Origin of the sequence: Paenarthrobacter sp. AB444 (genome assembly GCF_028736865.1) — a bacterium.
In the GTDB taxonomy this organism is placed as follows: domain Bacteria; phylum Actinomycetota; class Actinomycetes; order Actinomycetales; family Micrococcaceae; genus Arthrobacter; species Arthrobacter nicotinovorans_B.
Map to the genome: position 1 here is coordinate 79934 of NZ_JAQZBY010000007.1, position 17658 is coordinate 97591.

At 62.5% G+C, this 17658-nt stretch carries 19 protein-coding genes; 14 read left to right on the plus strand and 5 right to left on the minus strand.

Annotated elements, in window-relative coordinates; genetic code table 11:
* Positions 1–150: 150 nt before the first annotated feature.
* The 7 genes from PQ627_RS10505 to PQ627_RS10535 all read left to right on the plus strand — a co-directional run bounded on the left by PQ627_RS10505 (position 151) and on the right by PQ627_RS10535 (position 6724).
* Complete coding sequence (locus PQ627_RS10505) at positions 151–1095, plus strand: carbohydrate ABC transporter permease (RefSeq protein ID WP_144659146.1); 945 nt, start codon at positions 151–153, stop codon at positions 1093–1095.
* Positions 1088–2020: a carbohydrate ABC transporter permease gene (locus PQ627_RS10510; protein ID WP_144659147.1), complete on the plus strand. Its 933-nt coding sequence runs from the start codon at positions 1088–1090 to the stop codon at positions 2018–2020. Before PQ627_RS10505 ends, PQ627_RS10510 begins: the two co-directional genes overlap by 8 nt.
* 217 nt (positions 2021–2237) lie before the next feature.
* The gene (locus PQ627_RS10515; protein WP_144659148.1) at positions 2238–3614 is read left to right on the plus strand and encodes an ABC transporter substrate-binding protein; all 1377 of its coding nucleotides are present in this window, start codon (positions 2238–2240) and stop codon (positions 3612–3614) included.
* Between the two features lie 139 nt (positions 3615–3753).
* On the plus strand, positions 3754–4761 hold the full coding sequence (locus tag PQ627_RS10520) for an acetylxylan esterase (protein ID WP_274260732.1): 1008 nt from the start codon (positions 3754–3756) through the stop codon (positions 4759–4761).
* Positions 4762–4980: 219 nt separating this feature from the next.
* Positions 4981–6111 carry a 3-deoxy-7-phosphoheptulonate synthase gene (locus tag PQ627_RS10525; RefSeq protein WP_274260734.1) on the plus strand — a complete coding sequence of 377 codons (1131 nt, stop codon included), beginning with the start codon at positions 4981–4983 and terminating at the stop codon, positions 6109–6111.
* Between the two features lie 138 nt (positions 6112–6249).
* A complete protein-coding gene (locus PQ627_RS10530) occupies positions 6250–6462 on the plus strand; it encodes a helix-turn-helix domain-containing protein (RefSeq protein WP_017199160.1) in 213 nt (70 codons plus the stop codon).
* A 163-nt stretch (positions 6463–6625) separates the two neighbouring features.
* The gene (locus PQ627_RS10535) at positions 6626–6724 is read left to right on the plus strand and encodes a 30S ribosomal protein bS22 (protein WP_003792170.1); all 99 of its coding nucleotides are present in this window, start codon (positions 6626–6628) and stop codon (positions 6722–6724) included.
* Between the two features lie 203 nt (positions 6725–6927).
* Here PQ627_RS10535 and PQ627_RS19940 read toward each other — a convergent pair whose 3' ends face one another.
* Positions 6928–7527: an endonuclease domain-containing protein gene (locus tag PQ627_RS19940; protein ID WP_337993561.1), complete on the minus strand. Its 600-nt coding sequence runs from the start codon at positions 7525–7527 to the stop codon at positions 6928–6930.
* Positions 7528–8076: 549 nt separating this feature from the next.
* Entirely contained in the window at positions 8077–8895 is an 819-nt protein-coding gene (locus PQ627_RS10545; RefSeq protein WP_144659152.1) for an HAD family hydrolase, read from the minus strand.
* A gap of 171 nt (positions 8896–9066) precedes the next feature.
* On the opposite strand from PQ627_RS10545, the gene PQ627_RS10550 reads away from it, so the two are divergent.
* Positions 9067–9321 (plus strand): glutaredoxin family protein, encoded by a 255-nt coding sequence (locus tag PQ627_RS10550; protein ID WP_274260743.1) that lies wholly within the window; start codon positions 9067–9069, stop codon positions 9319–9321.
* Positions 9322–9396: 75 nt separating this feature from the next.
* Entirely contained in the window at positions 9397–10104 is a 708-nt protein-coding gene (locus PQ627_RS10555) for a redox-sensing transcriptional repressor Rex (RefSeq protein ID WP_274260745.1), read from the plus strand.
* Positions 10105–10149: 45 nt separating this feature from the next.
* Here the strand turns inward: PQ627_RS10555 and PQ627_RS10560 are convergent, their stop codons facing one another.
* From PQ627_RS10560 to PQ627_RS10570, 3 genes are all read right to left on the minus strand, one after another.
* The gene (locus PQ627_RS10560; RefSeq protein ID WP_274260747.1) at positions 10150–10893 is read right to left on the minus strand and encodes a hypothetical protein; all 744 of its coding nucleotides are present in this window, start codon (positions 10891–10893) and stop codon (positions 10150–10152) included.
* A gap of 260 nt (positions 10894–11153) precedes the next feature.
* Positions 11154–11891 (minus strand): hypothetical protein, encoded by a 738-nt coding sequence (locus PQ627_RS10565; RefSeq protein ID WP_274260749.1) that lies wholly within the window; start codon positions 11889–11891, stop codon positions 11154–11156.
* A gap of 181 nt (positions 11892–12072) precedes the next feature.
* Entirely contained in the window at positions 12073–12624 is a 552-nt protein-coding gene (locus PQ627_RS10570) for a YceI family protein (protein ID WP_144659655.1), read from the minus strand.
* A gap of 209 nt (positions 12625–12833) precedes the next feature.
* On the opposite strand from PQ627_RS10570, the gene PQ627_RS10575 reads away from it, so the two are divergent.
* The 5 genes from PQ627_RS10575 to ccsB are packed head-to-tail and all read left to right on the plus strand — an operon-like array spanning position 12834 to position 17642.
* Complete coding sequence (locus tag PQ627_RS10575) at positions 12834–13499, plus strand: histidine phosphatase family protein (RefSeq protein ID WP_274260751.1); 666 nt, start codon at positions 12834–12836, stop codon at positions 13497–13499.
* A 6-nt stretch (positions 13500–13505) separates the two neighbouring features.
* Complete coding sequence (locus tag PQ627_RS10580; RefSeq protein WP_274260753.1) at positions 13506–14111, plus strand: TlpA family protein disulfide reductase; 606 nt, start codon at positions 13506–13508, stop codon at positions 14109–14111.
* Between the two features lie 5 nt (positions 14112–14116).
* Positions 14117–14872 carry a cytochrome c biogenesis CcdA family protein gene (locus PQ627_RS10585; RefSeq protein ID WP_144659159.1) on the plus strand — a complete coding sequence of 252 codons (756 nt, stop codon included), beginning with the start codon at positions 14117–14119 and terminating at the stop codon, positions 14870–14872.
* A complete protein-coding gene (gene resB, locus PQ627_RS10590) occupies positions 14872–16575 on the plus strand; it encodes a cytochrome c biogenesis protein ResB (RefSeq protein ID WP_274260756.1) in 1704 nt (567 codons plus the stop codon). Before PQ627_RS10585 ends, resB begins: the two co-directional genes overlap by 1 nt.
* Positions 16575–17642: a c-type cytochrome biogenesis protein CcsB gene (gene ccsB / locus PQ627_RS10595; RefSeq protein WP_274260758.1), complete on the plus strand. Its 1068-nt coding sequence runs from the start codon at positions 16575–16577 to the stop codon at positions 17640–17642. Before resB ends, ccsB begins: the two co-directional genes overlap by 1 nt.
* Positions 17643–17658 lie beyond the last annotated feature (16 nt).

A 17658-nucleotide genomic window follows, 5' to 3' on the forward strand; every position in this document is an offset into this window, starting at 1 on the left:
GTAGCGCCAGAGAACCGGCGACGTCCTGCAGGCAAGCACCAACCACACTCGTACTCCGTGGATGGCCACGATGACCAAAGGAGACCACATGGCCGCATATGAACACGCGGGGACGCCGCAAGGCGCTCGCGGGACGGTGAGGGGGAAGCAATGAGCGCTATTGGCGAACTCTCATCCATGACCCGCCGCAAGGGCCCCATGACAAAGGAAGAGAAGAAGGCAAACGGCCGCGACAACAAAGCCGCCTACGTCTTCCTCCTTCCCTGGCTGCTGGGCCTGGGCGTCATCACGGTGGGACCCATGCTCATGTCGTTGTACCTGTCCTTCACGGACTACAACCTTCTGCAGCCGCCGGAATGGGTGGGCTTGGATAACTTCGTCCGCATGTTTGGCGATGCCCGGCTCCACAACTCGCTGCGCGTTACGTTTACCTACGTGCTGGTGGGCGTTCCCCTCCAGCTCGCGGTTGCCCTGCTGATTGCGCTGGTCCTGGACAAGGGTCTGCGCGGGTTGCCGTTCTATCGCTCCATCTTCTACTTGCCCTCGCTTTTGGGCGGTTCCGTGGCCGTAGCCATCCTGTGGAAGCAGATCTTCGGCACCACCGGCCTGGTGAACCAGGTCCTGGCAATGATCGGGATCGAAGGGCCCGGTTGGATCTCGGATCCCAACACAGCTCTTGGCTCCATCATCCTGCTTCACGTGTGGACCTTCGGCAGCCCCATGATCATTTTTCTTGCCGGCCTGCGCCAGATCCCGAACATGTACTACGAGGCAGCCAAGGTTGACGGTGCCACCACGCTCCAGCAGTTCTGGCGCATCACGCTGCCCATGCTGAGTCCCATCATCTTCTTCAACCTGGTGCTGCAGATCATCGGCTCATTCCAGTCGTTCACCCAGGCGTTCATCGTCTCCGGCGGAAACGGTGGCCCGTCCGACTCCACGATGTTCTTCACCCTGTACCTCTACCAAAAGGGCTTCGGCCAGTTTGATATGGGCTACGCCTCAGCGATGGCCTGGTTCCTGCTGGTCATCATCGGTGTCTTCACCGCCATCAACTTCATCGCTTCAAAGTATTGGGTGTTCTACGATGACTAAACTCCAGACTCTCCCCGCGGCCAGCGGCGATTCCGTGGCCGCATCAGGCAAGAACCCTCGCCGTCGTGAATCCCGCGGCAACCTGGCTTTCAGCCGCAGTGCCCGCATCAAGGGCCTGATTAAGCACGCCATCCTGATCATCGTGGGCGGCGTGATGATCTACCCGTTGCTGTGGATGGTGATCTCCTCCCTGCGCCCGAACGACCTCATCTTCCGGGAGCCCGGCCTGTGGCTGAACAACCTCGAAATGAGCAACTACACGGACGGCTGGTCCGCTTTGACCCACCCGTTCGGGCATTACATGATCAACTCGGCGATCGTGGTCCTCGGCTCGATCGTGGGCAACCTGGTCTCGTGTTCCATGGCCGCCTATGCTTTTGCCCGACTCCAGTTCAGCGGCAAGAAGCTGTTCTTCGGCATCATGCTCCTGACCATCATGCTGCCGTTCCACGTTGTGATCGTTCCGCAGTACATCCTGTTCTCGCAGATCGGCTGGGTGAATACCTTCTGGCCGCTGATCGTGCCCAAGTTGCTGGCTACGGACGCATTCTTTGTGTTCCTGATGGTCCAGTTCATCCGCGGTATTCCCAAGGACCTGGATGAGGCGGCCCGCATCGACGGTGCAGGCCACCCCAGGATCTTCCTCAGGGTCATCCTGCCGCTGATGGTCCCGGCGCTCGCCACCACCACTATCTTCACTTTCATCTGGACCTGGAACGACTTCTTCGGCGCCCTGATCTACCTGACGGACCCGGACATGTTCACCGTGCCGGTTGCGCTGCGGGCGTTCGTCGACTCGCAGTCGGCCACCAGTTGGGGCTCGCTCTTCGCGATGTCCATCGTGTCCCTGTTGCCCGTCTTCCTGGTTTTCCTCTTCGGACAGAGGTTCCTCATCAAGGGCATCGCAACCACGGGTATCAAGTAGGCGCCAGGGCTTGGTCGGGTGGCCATCCGGCACCTTGCCGGTGGCCAGCCAGTCCCTCGCCGCGACGTCGCCGTCCCGCCTCCGGGGCCGCCGTCGAACTTCTGCCAAAAGGAACAAGACAGTATCTTGTAATACAAGAATGTGACTTGTACCATAAACTCAAGAAAACGCTTTCTCACACACACCGCATCAGGATCAACGAAGATCGGAGACATCAGTGCCCGCATATCCAGAGGGTGAAGCAGTCGCCCCCGCAGCAGCACCATCCACAGGAGGATCCTTGGTTGCCAAGGCCAAACGCAGCAAGCGCAGGTTCCGTGCCTCTGCTGTGATCGCAGCCACGGCGGCCGCGGTCCTTGCACTCACCGCCTGCGGTGGAGGGTCCGAAGCCAAGAGTGCCGACGGCAAGGTCGAGCTCCGCTTCTCCTGGTGGGGCGGCGATAAGCGGGCCCAGCTGACTCAGGAAGCCATCAAGGCATTCGAGGCAGAAAACCCGAACATCACCATCAAGGCGGAGTTCGGCGATTGGTCCGGATACTGGGACAAGCTGGCAACGCAGGTGGCTGCCAACGACGCCCCGGACATCATTCAGATGGATGAAAAGTACATCACCGAGTACTCGACGCGCGGCGCATTGCTTGACCTCTCCAAGTACAAGATCGACACCTCCAAGCTGGACGAGGCCGCATTGAACGCAGGCAAGGGCGAGAAAGGGCTGACCGGCATTGCGGCAGGCATCAACGCTGCCACCATCCTGGCCAACCCGGCAGTGTTCCAAGCCGCCGGCGTCCCGCTCCCGGATGACAAGACCTGGACCTGGGACGATTTCGAACGCATTGCCGCGGAAGTGACGGCCAAGTCGCCTAAGGGCACGTATGGCGCCGCAGCCTATGGCACGGATGAAGCCTCACTTGGCGTATGGCTGCGACAGAACGGCAAGTCGCTCTACACCCAGGACGGCAAGCTCGGCTTCGAGCCCTCCGACATCAAGGGCTACTGGGAATTCCTGAAGGACATGAGCGACAAGAAGGCCGTCCCGACGGCATCTGAAATCGTTGAAGCTGAAGCTGCACCGCTTGACCAGAGCGGCCTGGCTACCGGCAAGAACGGCATGGCCTTCTGGTGGTCCAACCAGCTTCCTGCCCTGGAGAAGGCCGCCGGTGGCGAACTGCAGATCCTCCGCTTCCCGTCAAAGACCGGCAAGGCCGATGATGCGGAGCTTTGGTACAAGGCCTCGCAGTTCTGGTCGGCTTCATCACGGACCAAGCACCCCGAAGAGACCGCCAAGTTCATCGACTTCCTCACTAACAACGTCAAGGCCGGCGAAATCCTGCTGGCAGACCGCGGCGTTTACCCGAACTCCGAGGTCCGCGAAGCAATCGCACCCAAGCTCGCAAAGGCAGACGTCAAGGTAGTGGACTTCATCAGTGCCATCAAGGATGAGCTCGGTGACGCACCGGCTGCTCCGCCCAAGGGTGCCGGTGCCATCCAGGAAATCATCAAGCGTTACACCTCGGAGGTCATGTTCAACAGGCTTTCCGCGGAGGAAGCAGGCAAGAAGGCTGTGGACGAAATGAAGTCCGCCATCAGCTAGCTTCTTCGGAGCAGAAACCGCGGCCCCGGCCGGTCAGTAGTGATCGACCGGGGGCGCGGTTTCGCTGCGCCCAAACCCGCCGGCAACCGACCCGAAGGCGCTGTGACGGGGCGCACAAGCCATGACGTAGGATGACCTCATGCCTCTCTTTGACCTTCCGCTCGAGCAACTTCGCGACTACACCTCCGTAGCAACGCCGCCAGCCGATCTGGACCAGTTTTGGGACCGGACCATCGCCGAAGCGCGGTCGCTGCCACTGGATGCCGTGTTCGAGCCAGTGGACAACTACCTCAGCGTCATTGACACCTTCGATGTCACGTTCTCAGGCTTCGGCGGCGACCGGATCAAGGGGTGGCTGCACGTTCCGGCGCATCTTGAACCCGGCACACAGCTTCCCGTGGTGGTGGAGTACATCGGCTACTCGGGAGGACGCGGGCTGGTGAATCAGAACACCCGCTGGGCGCAGGCAGGCTATGCCCACTTCATCATGGACACCCGCGGCCAAGGGTACGGCGGAGTCTCCGGGGATACTCCGGATCCGCACCCCTCAGCGGGCGAGGTCAACTACGCGGGCCTCATGACCCGGGGCGCGGACCACCAGGACAACTACTATTACCGCCGGGTCTACGTGGATGCCTTCCGCGCCGTCGAAGCGGCACAGAGCCATCCCGCCGTCGACCCTTCCGCCGTGGTGTTGACCGGCGTGAGTCAGGGCGGGGGCATCACCGTCGCCGCCGCCGGGCTGGCGGCCGGAAGGCTCGACGGCGTTATCGCCGCGCTGCCCGACGTCCCCTTCCTGCAGGACTTCCCCCGTGCGATCGACATCGCCCCGCGCGGTCCCTACCCGGAGATCGCGTCTTTCCTGGGCAGGCACCGGGACCGCTACGAGCCAATGCTGGCTGTGCTGAACTACTTCGACGGCGTGCACCTGGGCAGGGCTGCCGCGGTTCCAGCGCTGTTCTCGGCTGCCCAGATGGACGACATCTGCCCGCCATCTACGGTGTTCGCGAGCTACAACAACTACGGTGCGCTTGGCGGGTCACCGCAGAAGGACATCGAGGTGTACCGCTTCAACAACCACGAGGGCGGGCAGGAGCACCACTGGATCAAGCAGTTGCAGTTCCTGCGCAAACTCCTGTCATCATGACGGACACGATTTGCGGGGTCTGACCAGAGGTGGTTATGGTGTGGCTATGACTAACCGTTGGTATGCGTATTTTTCGTTGGCTCTGGAGGGGCCCGCGTCTAACTGACACGCATCCAACTTTCCTTCAGAGCCAACAGGGCAGAGATCATTCTCTGCCCTTCGCCATATCCGGCGGGTTCTGAAAAGGGGCCCGCTCCGCATCCCGGACAGGACCCAGAAATGACCAGCATCGCCCCCGAAACCGTGACCTCGGACGAATCCGCACAGCCCGCCACCTCCAACCTTCGGGTGGCCCGCTTCGAGCCGCTTCCGGCCCCGCAGGACCTCATCGCAGAGCTGCCCCTGGACGCACGCTCAGCTGCCGTCGTCGACCGTGGCCGTGACCAGGTCCGCGCCATCATGGACGGCGTCGACGACCGCCTGCTCGTGATCGTCGGTCCGTGCTCCATCCATGACCCCAAAGCCGGGCTTGAATACGCCCGCCGCTTGGTCAGCCAGGCCGAGAAGCACAAGGAAGACCTCCTGATCGTCATGCGGACCTACTTCGAGAAGCCGCGGACCACGGTTGGCTGGAAGGGCCTCATCAACGATCCCCACCTGGACGGCAGCCACGACATCGCCGCAGGATTGCGCGCAGCACGTGGATTCCTGAAGCAGGTCACCGCGCTCGGCCTGCCCACCGCTACCGAGTTCCTCGAACCCATCAGCCCCCAGTACATGGCCGACCTCGTTTCCTGGGGCGCCATCGGGGCCCGGACCACCGAAAGCCAGATCCACCGCCAGCTCGCCTCGGGACTCTCCATGCCCATCGGCTTCAAGAACGGCACCGACGGCGACCTCCAGGTAGCCATCGACGCTTGCGGCGCCTCTGCCGCTGAGCAGGCCTTCCTGGGAATCGACGACGACGGCCGCGCGGCTTTGGTGGCGACGGCCGGAAACCCGGACACGCACGTGATCCTGCGCGGTGGACGCAAGGGCCCGAACTACTCCGCCGCAGACGTTGCCGCAGCTTCGTCAAAGCTCGCGGACAAGGGACTCAACCGGCGCCTGATCGTTGACGCCAGCCACGCGAACAGCGGCAAGAGCCACCACCGCCAAGCTGAAGTTGCCCTGGAAATCGGTGCCCAGCTCGAAGCTGGCGCGTCTTCTCCCATCGCCGGCGTAATGCTCGAGAGCTTCCTGGTGGGCGGCGCGCAGAACCTGGACGTCGCCAAGCAGCTTTCAGGCGAGCAGGAACTTGTGTACGGACAGAGCGTTACGGACGCCTGCATGGAGTGGGATGTCACGGCGTCGGTCCTTGAACAGCTTGCTGCCTCGGCCCGGAAGCGCAGGGAGGTCTTGGGGGAGTAGTGTCCCACTTCCTCGAAAAGCTTTCACTTAGGCCCCATCAGCCTCTAGAGTATCTAGCACATGGTTGTTGGATGGCTCAGCATCGTCACACCGTTTCCTGGGGGTGTCCTGTCGGCTGAGAGCAAAGGAATATGGGAAATGTCCGCGGAGACTAACTTCTCGAATGCGCGTTTCATGACGGTGGCCGAAGTGGCCGACGTCCTGCGTGTTTCCAAAATGACCGTGTATCGCCTGGTTCACTCAGGGGAAATGCCAGCCGTCAGGTTTGGCCGTTCCTTCCGGGTTCCCGAAGAAGCCGTAGCCCAGTACCTCAAAGGTGCTGTGGTCGACGGACAATCCGAGACCGCCTGAGGCCGCCGGGGTCCGTTCAGCGGACCGTGGTCATGGGGTACCTCTTTGAAGCGGTACTCTGTTAAGGAACGTTTTACGTCATTGTAAGAATCTGTCAGTTGTACTGTCTGCTTCCGCGGATCCGTTCCAACAGACAGGACCTTCTAGTTTGTAAGGAACTTTCGTGGGTTCAGTTATTAAGAAGCGCCGCAAGCGTATGGCCAAGAAGAAGCACCGCAAGCTGCTTCGCAAGACCCGCCACCAGCGCCGCAATAAGAAGTAGAGATACTTCACCAAGCGTGAATGCCCGTTGCCTCTCAAGGCGGCGGGCATTTTTGCATCCCACTGACGCTCGCTCACGTTCCCGGGGTTTCCTGCGGACGCTCGCTCATGTTCCCGGGGTTTGTTGCTGGCGCTCGCTCATGTTCCCCGGGGTTTGTTGCGGACGCTCGCTCACGTTCCCCGGGGTTTGTTGCGGACGCTCGCTCATCCTAGGGGTCTTGCGAAGCCCGCTTGGATTGCAGGGTCTACCCAGGCCTTGCGCAGGGCTCGTTTGATCTCCCCTGTGGCATCGGCGAAGCCGTCAGCGAGGTCGTTTTTCCCAAAGACAAGGACAGTCCAGCCTGCTGCGCGGAACGCCTTGTCCCTGCGCCGGTCACTGTGGATCTGTTCCTCCTCAAGGTGATGGCCGCCGTCGTACTGGATAGCGAGCCGACGCTCGCGGTAGCCAAGGTCGGCTGAAGGCGACAGCCGATCGCCAATCCGCAGGGGAACCTGCAATTCCGGTTCCGGCAATCCGGCATCAAGCATGGCAAGGCGGAGGAGGGATTCGGGCGCTGAATCCGCTCCTACCCGCATGAGTTCGAGTGCGTCCCGCGCGCGGACGACACCTTGCAGGTTCTTGTGGCGGTCCACCATCGCGCGGAGGCTGTCAGTGGTTGCGTAGGCCGTGTCCCGTTGTTCGAACTCGGCACGCGGCACGCGAATGAGGTGGTCACCGACGCAAATGAGTTCCTTCAAGGGCAGCGTGCGGGCAAGATCAAGCCAGGTCCTGGACCGTGTGCTGATCCAAAGCCCGCGCACCATTTCAACTTCCCCCTCGGCCACCACCACGGTGTGCCCGGTGACCCCTTTCCGCCGAGTTGCCGGGAGGTTCCGCGGCTTACTCAGGTGCAGTTCATGTGCGTCGGATAGCCACGGAGGGAGCGGAAACCCATGAAGTCTGGCGGCAGTGACATGCGATATCCAAGCCCCTGGGCTCGCAGACGAAAGTGATCGTGCAGCTGCTTCAAGGTCAAAGTCCCAAGTTGACGGCCGGTAAATGCCCTTGCTGACCGGTTCTATGCTGACCCGTCCCCAAAGATGTCGTTGAGTCAGGCCGGCATCTTTGGCCTCTGAAAGTGTAAACGGGGCGGACCTCAGCTGGGAGGGGACGGGAATCGGTATCTGCATACGGCATTGTTACCCAGATGCCGTTGGGAGTGCAGAAGTTATCCACAGGTATGCCGGGCCGACTCCGCGATGTGAGAGAGGGTTGGGTCTAAACCGGTGGGATGTGAGAGAGGGTCGGGTTTAGACCGGGGGGATGTGAGAGAGGGTTGGGTTTAAAACGGTGGGATGTGAGTGAGGGCTGGGCTAGAGGCGTGGGCCGCGGAACCGTGAGAAGCCCCGCCATAGGCCGTAGATCGCCCCGCCGACTGTCGCCGCCTTCAGCCCGAGTGTTGCGGCGCGCCGACCGGAACGGAAGTCGTAGACGGGCCAGTTGTTGTCGCGGGCGTGGCGCCGCAGCTTGGCGTCGGGATTGATGACCACGGGGTGCCCCACCATGGTCAGGAGTGGAATGTCATTGGCGGAATCGCTGTAGGCCCAGCAGTGGTCCAGATCAAGGCCTTCCCGTTCGGCAACGAGCTCGACGGCGACCGCCTTGGCCGGACCGTGCAATATGTCGCCGACCAGTTTCCCGGTGTACATACCTTCATGCACTTCACCTACGGTGCCCAGCGCCCCTGTCAATCCGAGGCGCGTGGAGATCACGGTTGCGACCTCGATGGGTGTAGCCGTCACCAGCCAGACTTTACGGCCAACCCTGAGGTGCTGTTCTGCCAAAGCTTTGGTTCCGGGCCAAATCCTCGACTCGATCATCTCGTCATAGACCTCTTCACCCAGGGCCTTGATGTCCTCAACGCTGATTCCGGCTGCCAGAGTCAGGGCAGAGTCGCGAACAGCATGCACATCTTCCATGTTCTCGCCACGCATCACGAACTTGAACTGCTTCCAAGCGAAGCCAGCCGCTTGGGGCAACGTAAAGGCCTTGCGTTCGTACATTTTGCGCGCGACATGGAACAGGCTGGCGCCCTTCATCAACGTGTTGTCGACGTCGAAGAAAGCTGCTTCACCGATGTGCTTCTGCACCTGGGCAGATGCGGCAACGGCGGCGTTCTTCTCCTCGGGCATGACTTGAGTCTAGTCAATCGCCGGTACCCCGCGCTGAGGGCGCACGAACAAGCCCCTAGGGGGTGGGGTGTGAGTGGGGGTTGGTGGGAAGGGGGTGGGGTGTGAGTGAGGGTTGGTGGGAAGGGGGTGGGGTGTGAGTGAGGGTTGGTGGGGGCGGTTACCGTTAAGCACATGGCTAATCCCGACGTCGTTCTCCTCACCAAAGCTGACTGCCACCTCTGCACCGAGGCGCGTGCCGCCGTCGAGCGCGTTACCCAAGCCCTTGGCCTGGGCTGGACCGAGCAGTCGATCGACGGCGACCCCCAACTTCAGGAGCGCTACGCCGAAGAGATTCCGGTGGTGCTGGTGAACGGTATCCAGCGCGATTTCTGGAAGATTGACGAAGACCGGCTGACCCGCACCCTGAAGAAAGCCTTGGCGGGCTGAGGTGGAGCCGGCCAGCTGTGGTGGCTTTTGTTGAGTCCGGCCGGGGGTCATAGAGTGGAACAACAAAGCGACGCAATGGAGAATACCGTGACTGCGCTGGAACCGTCCGCGGAAGCAATTTCCGGGGACAACGAACCTGCCGCCAAGCAGATCCCGCCCGCGGCTGTGGCCCGGATGACCCTCTATTTGCGTGCGCTGAACTCCCTCCTGGCCGAAGGCGTGGAGCGCGTCTCCTCCGAAGCGCTGGCAGAAGCGTCGGGCGTCAGCTCATCAACGCTCCGCAAGGACCTTTCGTATGTCGGCTCCTACGGAACCCGCGGCGTCGGCTACGAGGTCCAGTACCTGAGCCGCCACATCGCCGCAGCGCTCGGCCTGACCCATGACTGGAAAGTGGCCATCGTAGGTGCCGGTAACCTCGGGAAGGCGCTGGCCCGGTATGGCGGGTTCGAGTCCCGCGGGTTCGACGTCGTGGCCATTTTCGACGCCGATCCGATGGTGATCGGCAACGAGGTCGGTTGGCTGCGCGTCAGCGACTCTGCCGAACTTGAGCGCGTCCTGGAGCGAACGCACACGAACATGGTTGTACTCGCACTCCCGGCAACCGTGGCGCAGGAAGTGTGCGACCGTGTGATCGCAGCAGGCATCAGGAGCATCCTGAGCTTCGCGCCGGTGCTCCTGCAGGTTCCGCCGCATGTGAACCTGCGAAAAGTGGACATGGCAACGGAACTCCAGATTCTGGCCTACCACGCACAAAGGGCGCAGACGCCGGGCCAGGCTGTTTAGCCTCACCCGGGTCCGCGCCCGGAGTTGCTATGTAAAACCGGCCCTTTAGCGGGCGTACGGGTTTCCGAACTGCTGCGTCTTCCGGAAGTACGGAGCCGACGCCGGCAGGTACAGCAGGACGATCGCTGCGATGCCGAGCAGTGCTGACAGCGTTGCCAGGCTCAGCGGTACCAGGGCGAAGATGGAAAGCGCGGCGAGGACAGTTCCCAGGATGCGTGCCCAGTTCTTGCCCTTGCGAACGTTGAGGGCCACGAGGGCGTAGAGTCCGGCACCGATGACGCCAAGCGCAATCATGACGCCAACAATGAAGCCCTTGACGTCTTCAAAGCGGAGATCAGCGGCGCCACCGGCCGCCATCTGCTCTTCGAACATGCTCCGGAAGGCGGGGTCGTTCATGGCTGCAATGGAGATGAAGATGGAGATAAGCCAGATCGCAGCTGCTCCGACGATCAACCAGAAGGCGATGGTGACCATCTGGGGGACCGTGGAAGGGCCGGGCTGCTGGCTGGGCCAGTTGGTGTCCTGCCCGTACTGCGGTGCCTGGCCATAGGGCGAGGAACCGGGCTGGCCGTAGGGGGACTGCTGGCCGTACGGGGTCTGCTGGCCATACTGGGGAGCTGCGGGCTGACCGTACTGCGGTGCTGCCGGTGGCTGGGACTGCTGGCCGTACTGCGGTGCTGCCGGGGGCTGGGACTGCTGGCCGTACTGCGGTGCTGCCGGCTGGCCGCCCGGCTGCGCGGGCTGGTTGGAGTCGCCCGGGTTCGACGGCGGGTATGGAGGGTTGCTCATGGCATTCCTTTGCTTGTTCGACTGCAGGTACGGCCGCCGGGATCAGCAAAGTGACCCTGCCCCCAGCGTGGTTCTGCTTCCACCGTACCCCCACGCTCCTGCGACGATGCCTACCACACGCAGGAAATTCAAGGGGCCAGGGAAAATCATCATGTTGGAGTACGTCTTCATGATGAAGGCCGCGGGGACCCCTAAGGACCGCCCGCGGCCTTCTGCTCACAAGGCGCTGGTGAAGGACGACGCCGGTAGCTCCGGTTGCGCTAGGCGTGACCCTTGATTGCCTTGAACCAGAGCTGCGAGTTGGGCAGCCACATCAGGACGACGGCTACGGCGCTGACAAGGAAGCCGAACCAGTTGCCGCCCAAGCCAGCGCCCGGGGCACCGGAGTTGATGGAGCCGAAGATGGCCAGGAGCAGCGATACGGCGGCAAGGATTGTCAGGGCCAGGCGGGCCCACTCCTTTCCTTCCTTCATCTTCATGGCCAGGACAATCTGGGCTGCTGCTACAGCCAGGCTGAGGATCAGGAGTACCAGCAGGAATGCTGCCACGCCGGGGATGAAAGCGAAGGCCGCGATGATGGCGAAAAACCCGATGAGCCCGAAGAGGAGGGCCAGGAGTCCCGAGATCACCCAGATGAAGTACGACACCTTCAATTCCGTCGGCAGGCCTTGGGTCTTGAAGATTCCCGAGAATCCGCCCTGGGGCATGACGTCGTTCAGGTGGCGGGGTCCATCGGTGGGCATTTCGAAATGGAATCCCGGCTGCCCGGGGGCTGGTTGACCGGGGCCGCCCTGTGCCGGACCAGGCTGCGAAAACTGGCCAGGTTGTGTCGGTGGCTGGTAGCCCTGCTGTCCCTGGTATCCGCCGGGCGGAACAGTGCCGCCCTGCGGGGGCTGGTAACCGCCTGGGGGTTGGTAGCCCGCAGGAGGAACATTGCCTTGCTGCGGTGGCTGGGCGCCGGGCTGCTGTGGCTGGGGTGCTTCATCTGGGGTACTCATGGCATCACTGTAGACCGCAGGTTGAAGGTTGCATAGGAAATTCGGAGCCAACTCGCAGCTAAATACAGGGTGTTTGCCGAACAATGGCCGGGTGACCCATGTGTGCGAGAAACACCCGAATGCGAAACGGCGCCCCTGCAGCACGAGGCTGGGCAGGGACGCCGTCCGGGGTTTTGTGGAATCAGGCAGCTGCCGGAGCGATGAACGCGAGTTCCAGGTTGATGACAACCTTGTCGCTGACCAGTACGCCACCGGCTTCGAGGACTGCGTTCCAGGTGAGGCCGAAGTCCTTGCGGCTGATGGTGGTTTCACCGGAGACGCCTGCACGGGTGTTGCCGAACGGATCCACGGCCACACCGTTGAATTCGGTCTCGATGGAAACTTCCTTGGTCACGCCCTTGATTGTGAGATCGCCCACGAGGTCGAAGCTGTTGCCGTTGGCCTTGACGTGGCGGGAAACGAACGTGATCTCCGGGAACTTCTCGACGTCGAAGAAGTCTTCGCCCTTGACGTGGCCGTCGCGGTTGACGTCGCCGGAGTCGAAGCTGGCGGTCTGGATGGTTGCGTTGACCTTGGAGTCGGCCAAGGTTTCGCCGACCTCGAGGGTGGCTGCAGCGTCCTTGAACTGGCCGCGGACCTTGCTGATGCCTGCGTGGCGGACGGTGAAGCCGATCTCGCTGTGGGAAGCGTCGAGGGTCCAGGTGCCGGTGGTGACGGAAGCGGGGAGGGTCATCATGGTTGTTGCTCCTATAGGTAGTGGAAGGTACTGCGTGCTTGCTAGGTTGAAACCAATTGCTTGAAGCGTCAACCGAGCTTCGTGTCTAGTATAAACATGCATATGCATCTTTTATTCCAACTCCGTGGAACTTTTCGGGAAATTTTTGAGTTCTACTTGCGGTAGAAGATTTCGGATCGTCCCGCTTCTTTGAGAAACTGGTAAACATGCCCCAAGCAACTGTCCATCTGCTTCGCCATGGCGAGGTCCACAATCCCGACGGCGTCCTCTACGGTCGACTGCCGGAATTCCACCTCTCCGAGCGCGGCCGTGAGATGGCCCGGATGCTGGCCGACCACTTCGTTGCCCGAGCCGCCGAGGGCGCCAAGATCGTGCATCTGGTCGCCTCGCCCTTGACGCGCGCCCAGGAAACAGCCATGCCGACGGCGGAAGCGCTGAACCTTAAGGTCGCTATCGAGCCCCGGATCATTGAAGCCGAGAACCACTTCCAAGGACTCCATCCCACCAAGAGCGAGTTCCTCAAGCCCAAGCACTGGTTCTACTTCCGCAACCCGCTGCGCCCGTCATGGGGAGAGCCGTACAAGCAGCAGGCGGCCCGTGTGCTGGCGGCGGTGGAGGATGCCCGCCTGAAGGCCATTGAGCTGGGCGGGGATGGCGCCGAGGCGATCCTGGTCAGCCACCAGCTTCCCATCTGGACCACCCGCTTGACCGCCGAGGGACGGCGGCTGGCACACGATCCGCGCAAGCGTGAATGCACCTTGACGTCGCTTACCTCCCTGACCCTGGACGACGACGGCAAGATCATCCGAGTTGAGTACAGCGAACCCGCTGCAGCCCTGCTTCCCGGCGCGGCCAGCACCCCGGGGGCTTAGGAAGACATGGACAACAACCTCTCCCGCCGCGGCGTTCTTACTGCCGGCGGTGTCCTGCTGGCCGGACTGACCATGGGTCTTTCCGCCTGCGCGCAGAAGGATTCCCTTGCGGAGCAGGCCAAAGCCGGTGACAACAAGAATTACGTTGCAGGTGACGGCTCGGTGACAGAGTTTGCCAAGGCTGACCGTGCAGCACCCGTGGCCCTCAAAGGCGCGCTGTTCAACGGGACTGAAGTCAAACCCGAGGACCTTAAGGGCAAAGTCACTGTGCTGAACTTCTGGTTCGCCGCATGCGCGCCCTGCCGTATTGAAGCCCCGCAACTTGAAGCCCTGCACCAGGAATACAAGGACCAGGGTGTCCAGTTCTTCGGCGTGAACCTCCGGGACGAGAAAGCCACCGCCGAGGCCTTCGACAAGACGTTCAACCTCACCTACCCGAGCTTCAACGACAAGGACGGGTCAGTACTGCTGTCCGTTTCCGGCATCGTCCCTCCGGGTGCTGTTCCCACGACCCTGGTCCTGGACAAGGAAGGCAAAGTGGCCTCCCGCGTGCTCGGGGAGATTGAAAAGAGCACCTTGAAGGCCCTCATCACCTCAGCCGTGGCCGAGTAGTCGCCGTGAACAGTCCATTCGCCGAGACGATCCTCAACGGTTCCCTGCTGCTGGCAGTGCCGGTGGCACTGCTGGCCGGGCTGGTCTCCTTCCTGTCGCCGTGCGTGCTGCCCCTGGTGCCCGGGTACCTCGGGTATGTGACGGGACTGACCGGCGTCGATCTTGAAAAGCAGCGGCGGGGCCGCATGCTGGCGGGAATCGGGCTGTTCGTCCTCGGCTTCTCGGTGATCTTCGTGCTCCTGGGCGGTGCCTTCGGCCAGCTCGGCACCCTCCTGACAGGCCCCCAGAACGCCTGGATCACGCAGCTGCTGGGCATCCTGGTGATCGTCATGGGCGTGGTGTTCATGGGTGGGTTCGGCTGGTTGCAGCGGGACGCCAAGATCCACGCGAAACCACGGGCCGGGCTGTGGGGCGCTCCGCTCCTGGGGCTGACGTTCGGGTTGGGCTGGGCTCCCTGCATTGGCCCGACCTACTCCGCCGTGCAGTTGCTGAGCCTCTCCGGCGGCTCCTCGGCTGCCAAAGGTGCGCTGCTGGCGTTCATCTACAGCCTTGGCCTGGGCATCCCGTTCCTCCTGATCGCCCTGGCTGTGCGCCGCGGCATGGGTGTGATGTCCTTCTTCCGCAAGCACCGGCTGGCCATCCAGCGGATCGGCGGAGGCATCCTGATTTTGCTCGGCATCCTGATGGCCACCGGTGTGTGGGGCCACTGGGTGACCGAGTTGCAGTACTGGTTCCAAAACGACGTGAAGTTGCCAATCTGATGAGCGGGTCCGTGAAAGCCAAGAAGAAGTCACCAGCCGCTGAAAAGACAGCGGAAGGAAAGCTCCAGCAGGCCAAATCCGAGGCCGCGGTACCTGCGCTCGGATTCAAAGGCATGCTCCGGTGGGCCTGGACCCAGCTGACCAGCATGCGTACGGCGCTGTTCCTGCTCCTGCTGCTTGCTGTGGGAGCAGTCCCGGGTTCACTTTTCCCACAGCGCGCCGCCAATCCGGTCACCGTCACGGAGTGGATCAAGAACAACCCGGCAACCGGGCCATTCCTTGACGCCCTCCAGATGTTCGACGTCTACTCCTCAGCCTGGTTCTCGGCTATCTACATCCTGCTCTTCATCTCGTTGATCGGCTGTGTCACGCCGCGCGCCATCGCGCACTACAAGGCCATGAAGTCGCAGCCGCCGCGGACCCCGAAGCGCCTGTCGCGGCTTCCGGAGTACGGCACCCTGGCGCTGCCCGCCGACGCCGGGATCCCGGCGTCGAAAGCCATCAACGATGCCGCCGGGCTGCTCAAGAAGCGCGGCTACCGCGTTGAAGTGCGGGACGTCGACGGCGCCCTGCCGTCCCTGGGTGCCGAGCGCGGCTTCCTGAAGGAAGTGGGCAACCTGGTGTTCCACACCTCGTTGATCGGCGTGCTGGTGTCCGTGGCCATCGGCGGCCTTTTCGGGTACAGCGGCCAGCGCATCCTGGTCGAAGGCGAAACGTTCGTGAACACCTTGGTGGGCTACGACCAGTTCACGCCGGGGACCAACTTCCAGAGCAGCTCGCTCCAGCCGTACTCCCTCCGATTGGACAAGTTCCAAGCGACGTTTGACCGGGAATCGCCCAAGAAAACCGGTCAGCCGATCGACTACACGGCTGAGGTCACCACCAAGGAGAACCCGGACGCCCCCGAGCAGAAGCAAGTGCTCAAGGTCAACGACCCCGTTTCCCTGGGCGGAACCAGCCTGTACCTCACGGGTAACGGCTACGCGCCTGTGGTCACTGTCCGGGATGGCGACGGCAATGTGGCCTTCCAGGGACCTGTGACTGCCAAAGTGCAGGGTGCCAACTACTACTCCTCAGTTGTCATCAAGGTCCCGGACGGCAAGCCCGATCAACTCGGCTTCAACGGCTTCTTCCTGCCCACCGCATTCGAGTCGGACCAGGGAATCTCCTTCAGCGCCGACCCGGCATTGGCCAACCCCCAACTGACCCTGGATTCCTACTACGGTGACCTGGGGTTGGATGACGGCGCGCCGCAGAACGTCTTTGAACTGGACGTCAGGGACCTTACCCAGCTGAACGGGCGCAAGCTCGAGGCCGGCGGTATCGTGTTGGGGCTGGGTCAGAGCGCCACGCTTCCCGAAGGCAAGGGAAGCATCAGTTTCGACAGCGTCAAGAAGTACATCGGCGTGGACATCCACCACAATCCGGGCCAGCTGTACGCCTTGATCTTCGGCCTGCTTGCCGTGGCCGGCCTGATGGTTTCCCTGTACGTCAACCGTCGCCGCGTGTGGGTCCGAACCGGGACGCACGAGGACGGCCGCACCATGGTGGAGTACGGCCTGCTTGCCCGCGGCGAAGACCACCGGCTCGCAGGCGAAGCCGCAGCTTTGCGTGAACTCTTTGCCCGCGAATGGAACATCCCCGACCCGACGGAGCCCCCCGCCCCGCGAACCGTCTCTTCCTCAACCTCGAAGGACCAGTAATGCCAGCCATCAACGAAACCCTGGGCCAGTACAGCGAGCTGTTCATGCTGTTGGCCGCCGGCACGTACACCGTGGCGTTCATCGCTTTTGCCTGGGACCTGGCGAAGAGCAGCAAGACCTTCCAGGCAGTGGACCTCAAGGCCGCGGCCATCTCCACCGGCGAGAAGGTAGCTGTCGGCGCCGGTCGCGTTGGGGCTGCTTTGTCAGGTCCCGACGCCGGTGGGCCGGCCGGGCGGGCCGAGCGGCCGACGTCGGGCCCCACCTACGCGGGCGGAACCGCCGCGGGCGACATGCGGTACACGGCCGAACGACGCGTTCCGGCGCGGGTGGCTGTTGCCCTGACGGTCCTTGGCGTCCTGATCCATGGCGCAGGAGTCGTAACCCGGGCCCTGGGCGCCGGCCGTGTCCCGTGGGGCAACATGTACGAGTTCCTCACCACGGGTGCGTTCGTGGCGGTGGCCGTCTTCCTGATCACCCTGATCCGGCGGGACCTGCGGTTCCTGGGTACGTTCGTGCTGGGCCTGGCGATCATCATGCTGGTGGCCGCTTCCGTGTCCTTCTGGACCCCTGTCGGCCACCTGGTTCCGGCGTTGCAGAGCTACTGGCTCATCATCCACGTCTCCATCGCCGTCCTGTCGTCGGCGTTGTTCACCCTGACCTTCGCCATGTCCGTGCTGCAGCTGCTGCAGTCGTACCGGCAGAAGAACCTGGCCGCAGGACGCAAGGACAACCTGGCCTTCATGCGGGTGGTCCCCAACGCACTGAGCCTGGAAAACCTTTCCTACCGCATCAACGCGATCGCCTTCATCGGCTGGACGTTCACCCTCATGTTCGGCGCCATCTGGGCTGAGAAGGCCTGGGGCCGTTTCTGGGGCTGGGACCCGAAGGAAGTATGGACCTTCGTGATCTGGGTTGTGTACGCCGGGTACCTGCATGCCCGTGCGACGCGCGGCTGGACCGGAACCCGCGCAGCGTGGTTGTCGATCGTCGGTTATGCCTGCGTCATCATCAACTTCACCCTCGTAAACACCGTTTTCAACGGCCTGCATTCATACTCCGGACTTTAGGGGACACTCCTGCCCT

Excerpts from the sequence above, each read along its gene's own strand:
- PQ627_RS10520 (WP_274260732.1), top strand. The coding sequence starts at position 3,754 with ATGCCTCTCTTTGACCTTCCGCTCGAGCAACTTCGCGACTACACCTCC.
- PQ627_RS10575 (WP_274260751.1), top strand. The coding sequence starts at position 12,834 with ATGCCCCAAGCAACTGTCCATCTGCTTCGCCATGGCGAGGTCCACAAT.
- PQ627_RS10545 (WP_144659152.1), bottom strand. The coding sequence starts at position 8,895 with ATGCCCGAGGAGAAGAACGCCGCCGTTGCCGCATCTGCCCAGGTGCAG.
- ccsB (WP_274260758.1), top strand. The coding sequence starts at position 16,575 with ATGCCAGCCATCAACGAAACCCTGGGCCAGTACAGCGAGCTGTTCATG.
- resB (WP_274260756.1), top strand. The coding sequence starts at position 14,872 with ATGAGCGGGTCCGTGAAAGCCAAGAAGAAGTCACCAGCCGCTGAAAAG.
- PQ627_RS10525 (WP_274260734.1), top strand. The coding sequence starts at position 4,981 with ATGACCAGCATCGCCCCCGAAACCGTGACCTCGGACGAATCCGCACAG.
- PQ627_RS10560 (WP_274260747.1), bottom strand. The coding sequence starts at position 10,893 with ATGAGCAACCCTCCATACCCGCCGTCGAACCCGGGCGACTCCAACCAG.
- PQ627_RS10510 (WP_144659147.1), top strand. The coding sequence starts at position 1,088 with ATGACTAAACTCCAGACTCTCCCCGCGGCCAGCGGCGATTCCGTGGCC.
- PQ627_RS19940 (WP_337993561.1), bottom strand. The coding sequence starts at position 7,527 with ATGGTGCGCGGGCTTTGGATCAGCACACGGTCCAGGACCTGGCTTGAT.
- PQ627_RS10580 (WP_274260753.1), top strand. The coding sequence starts at position 13,506 with ATGGACAACAACCTCTCCCGCCGCGGCGTTCTTACTGCCGGCGGTGTC.
- PQ627_RS10570 (WP_144659655.1), bottom strand. The coding sequence starts at position 12,624 with ATGACCCTCCCCGCTTCCGTCACCACCGGCACCTGGACCCTCGACGCT.
- PQ627_RS10505 (WP_144659146.1), top strand. The coding sequence starts at position 151 with ATGAGCGCTATTGGCGAACTCTCATCCATGACCCGCCGCAAGGGCCCC.
- PQ627_RS10555 (WP_274260745.1), top strand. The coding sequence starts at position 9,397 with ATGGAGAATACCGTGACTGCGCTGGAACCGTCCGCGGAAGCAATTTCC.
- PQ627_RS10565 (WP_274260749.1), bottom strand. The coding sequence starts at position 11,891 with ATGAGTACCCCAGATGAAGCACCCCAGCCACAGCAGCCCGGCGCCCAG.
- PQ627_RS10550 (WP_274260743.1), top strand. The coding sequence starts at position 9,067 with ATGGCTAATCCCGACGTCGTTCTCCTCACCAAAGCTGACTGCCACCTC.
- PQ627_RS10530 (WP_017199160.1), top strand. The coding sequence starts at position 6,250 with ATGTCCGCGGAGACTAACTTCTCGAATGCGCGTTTCATGACGGTGGCC.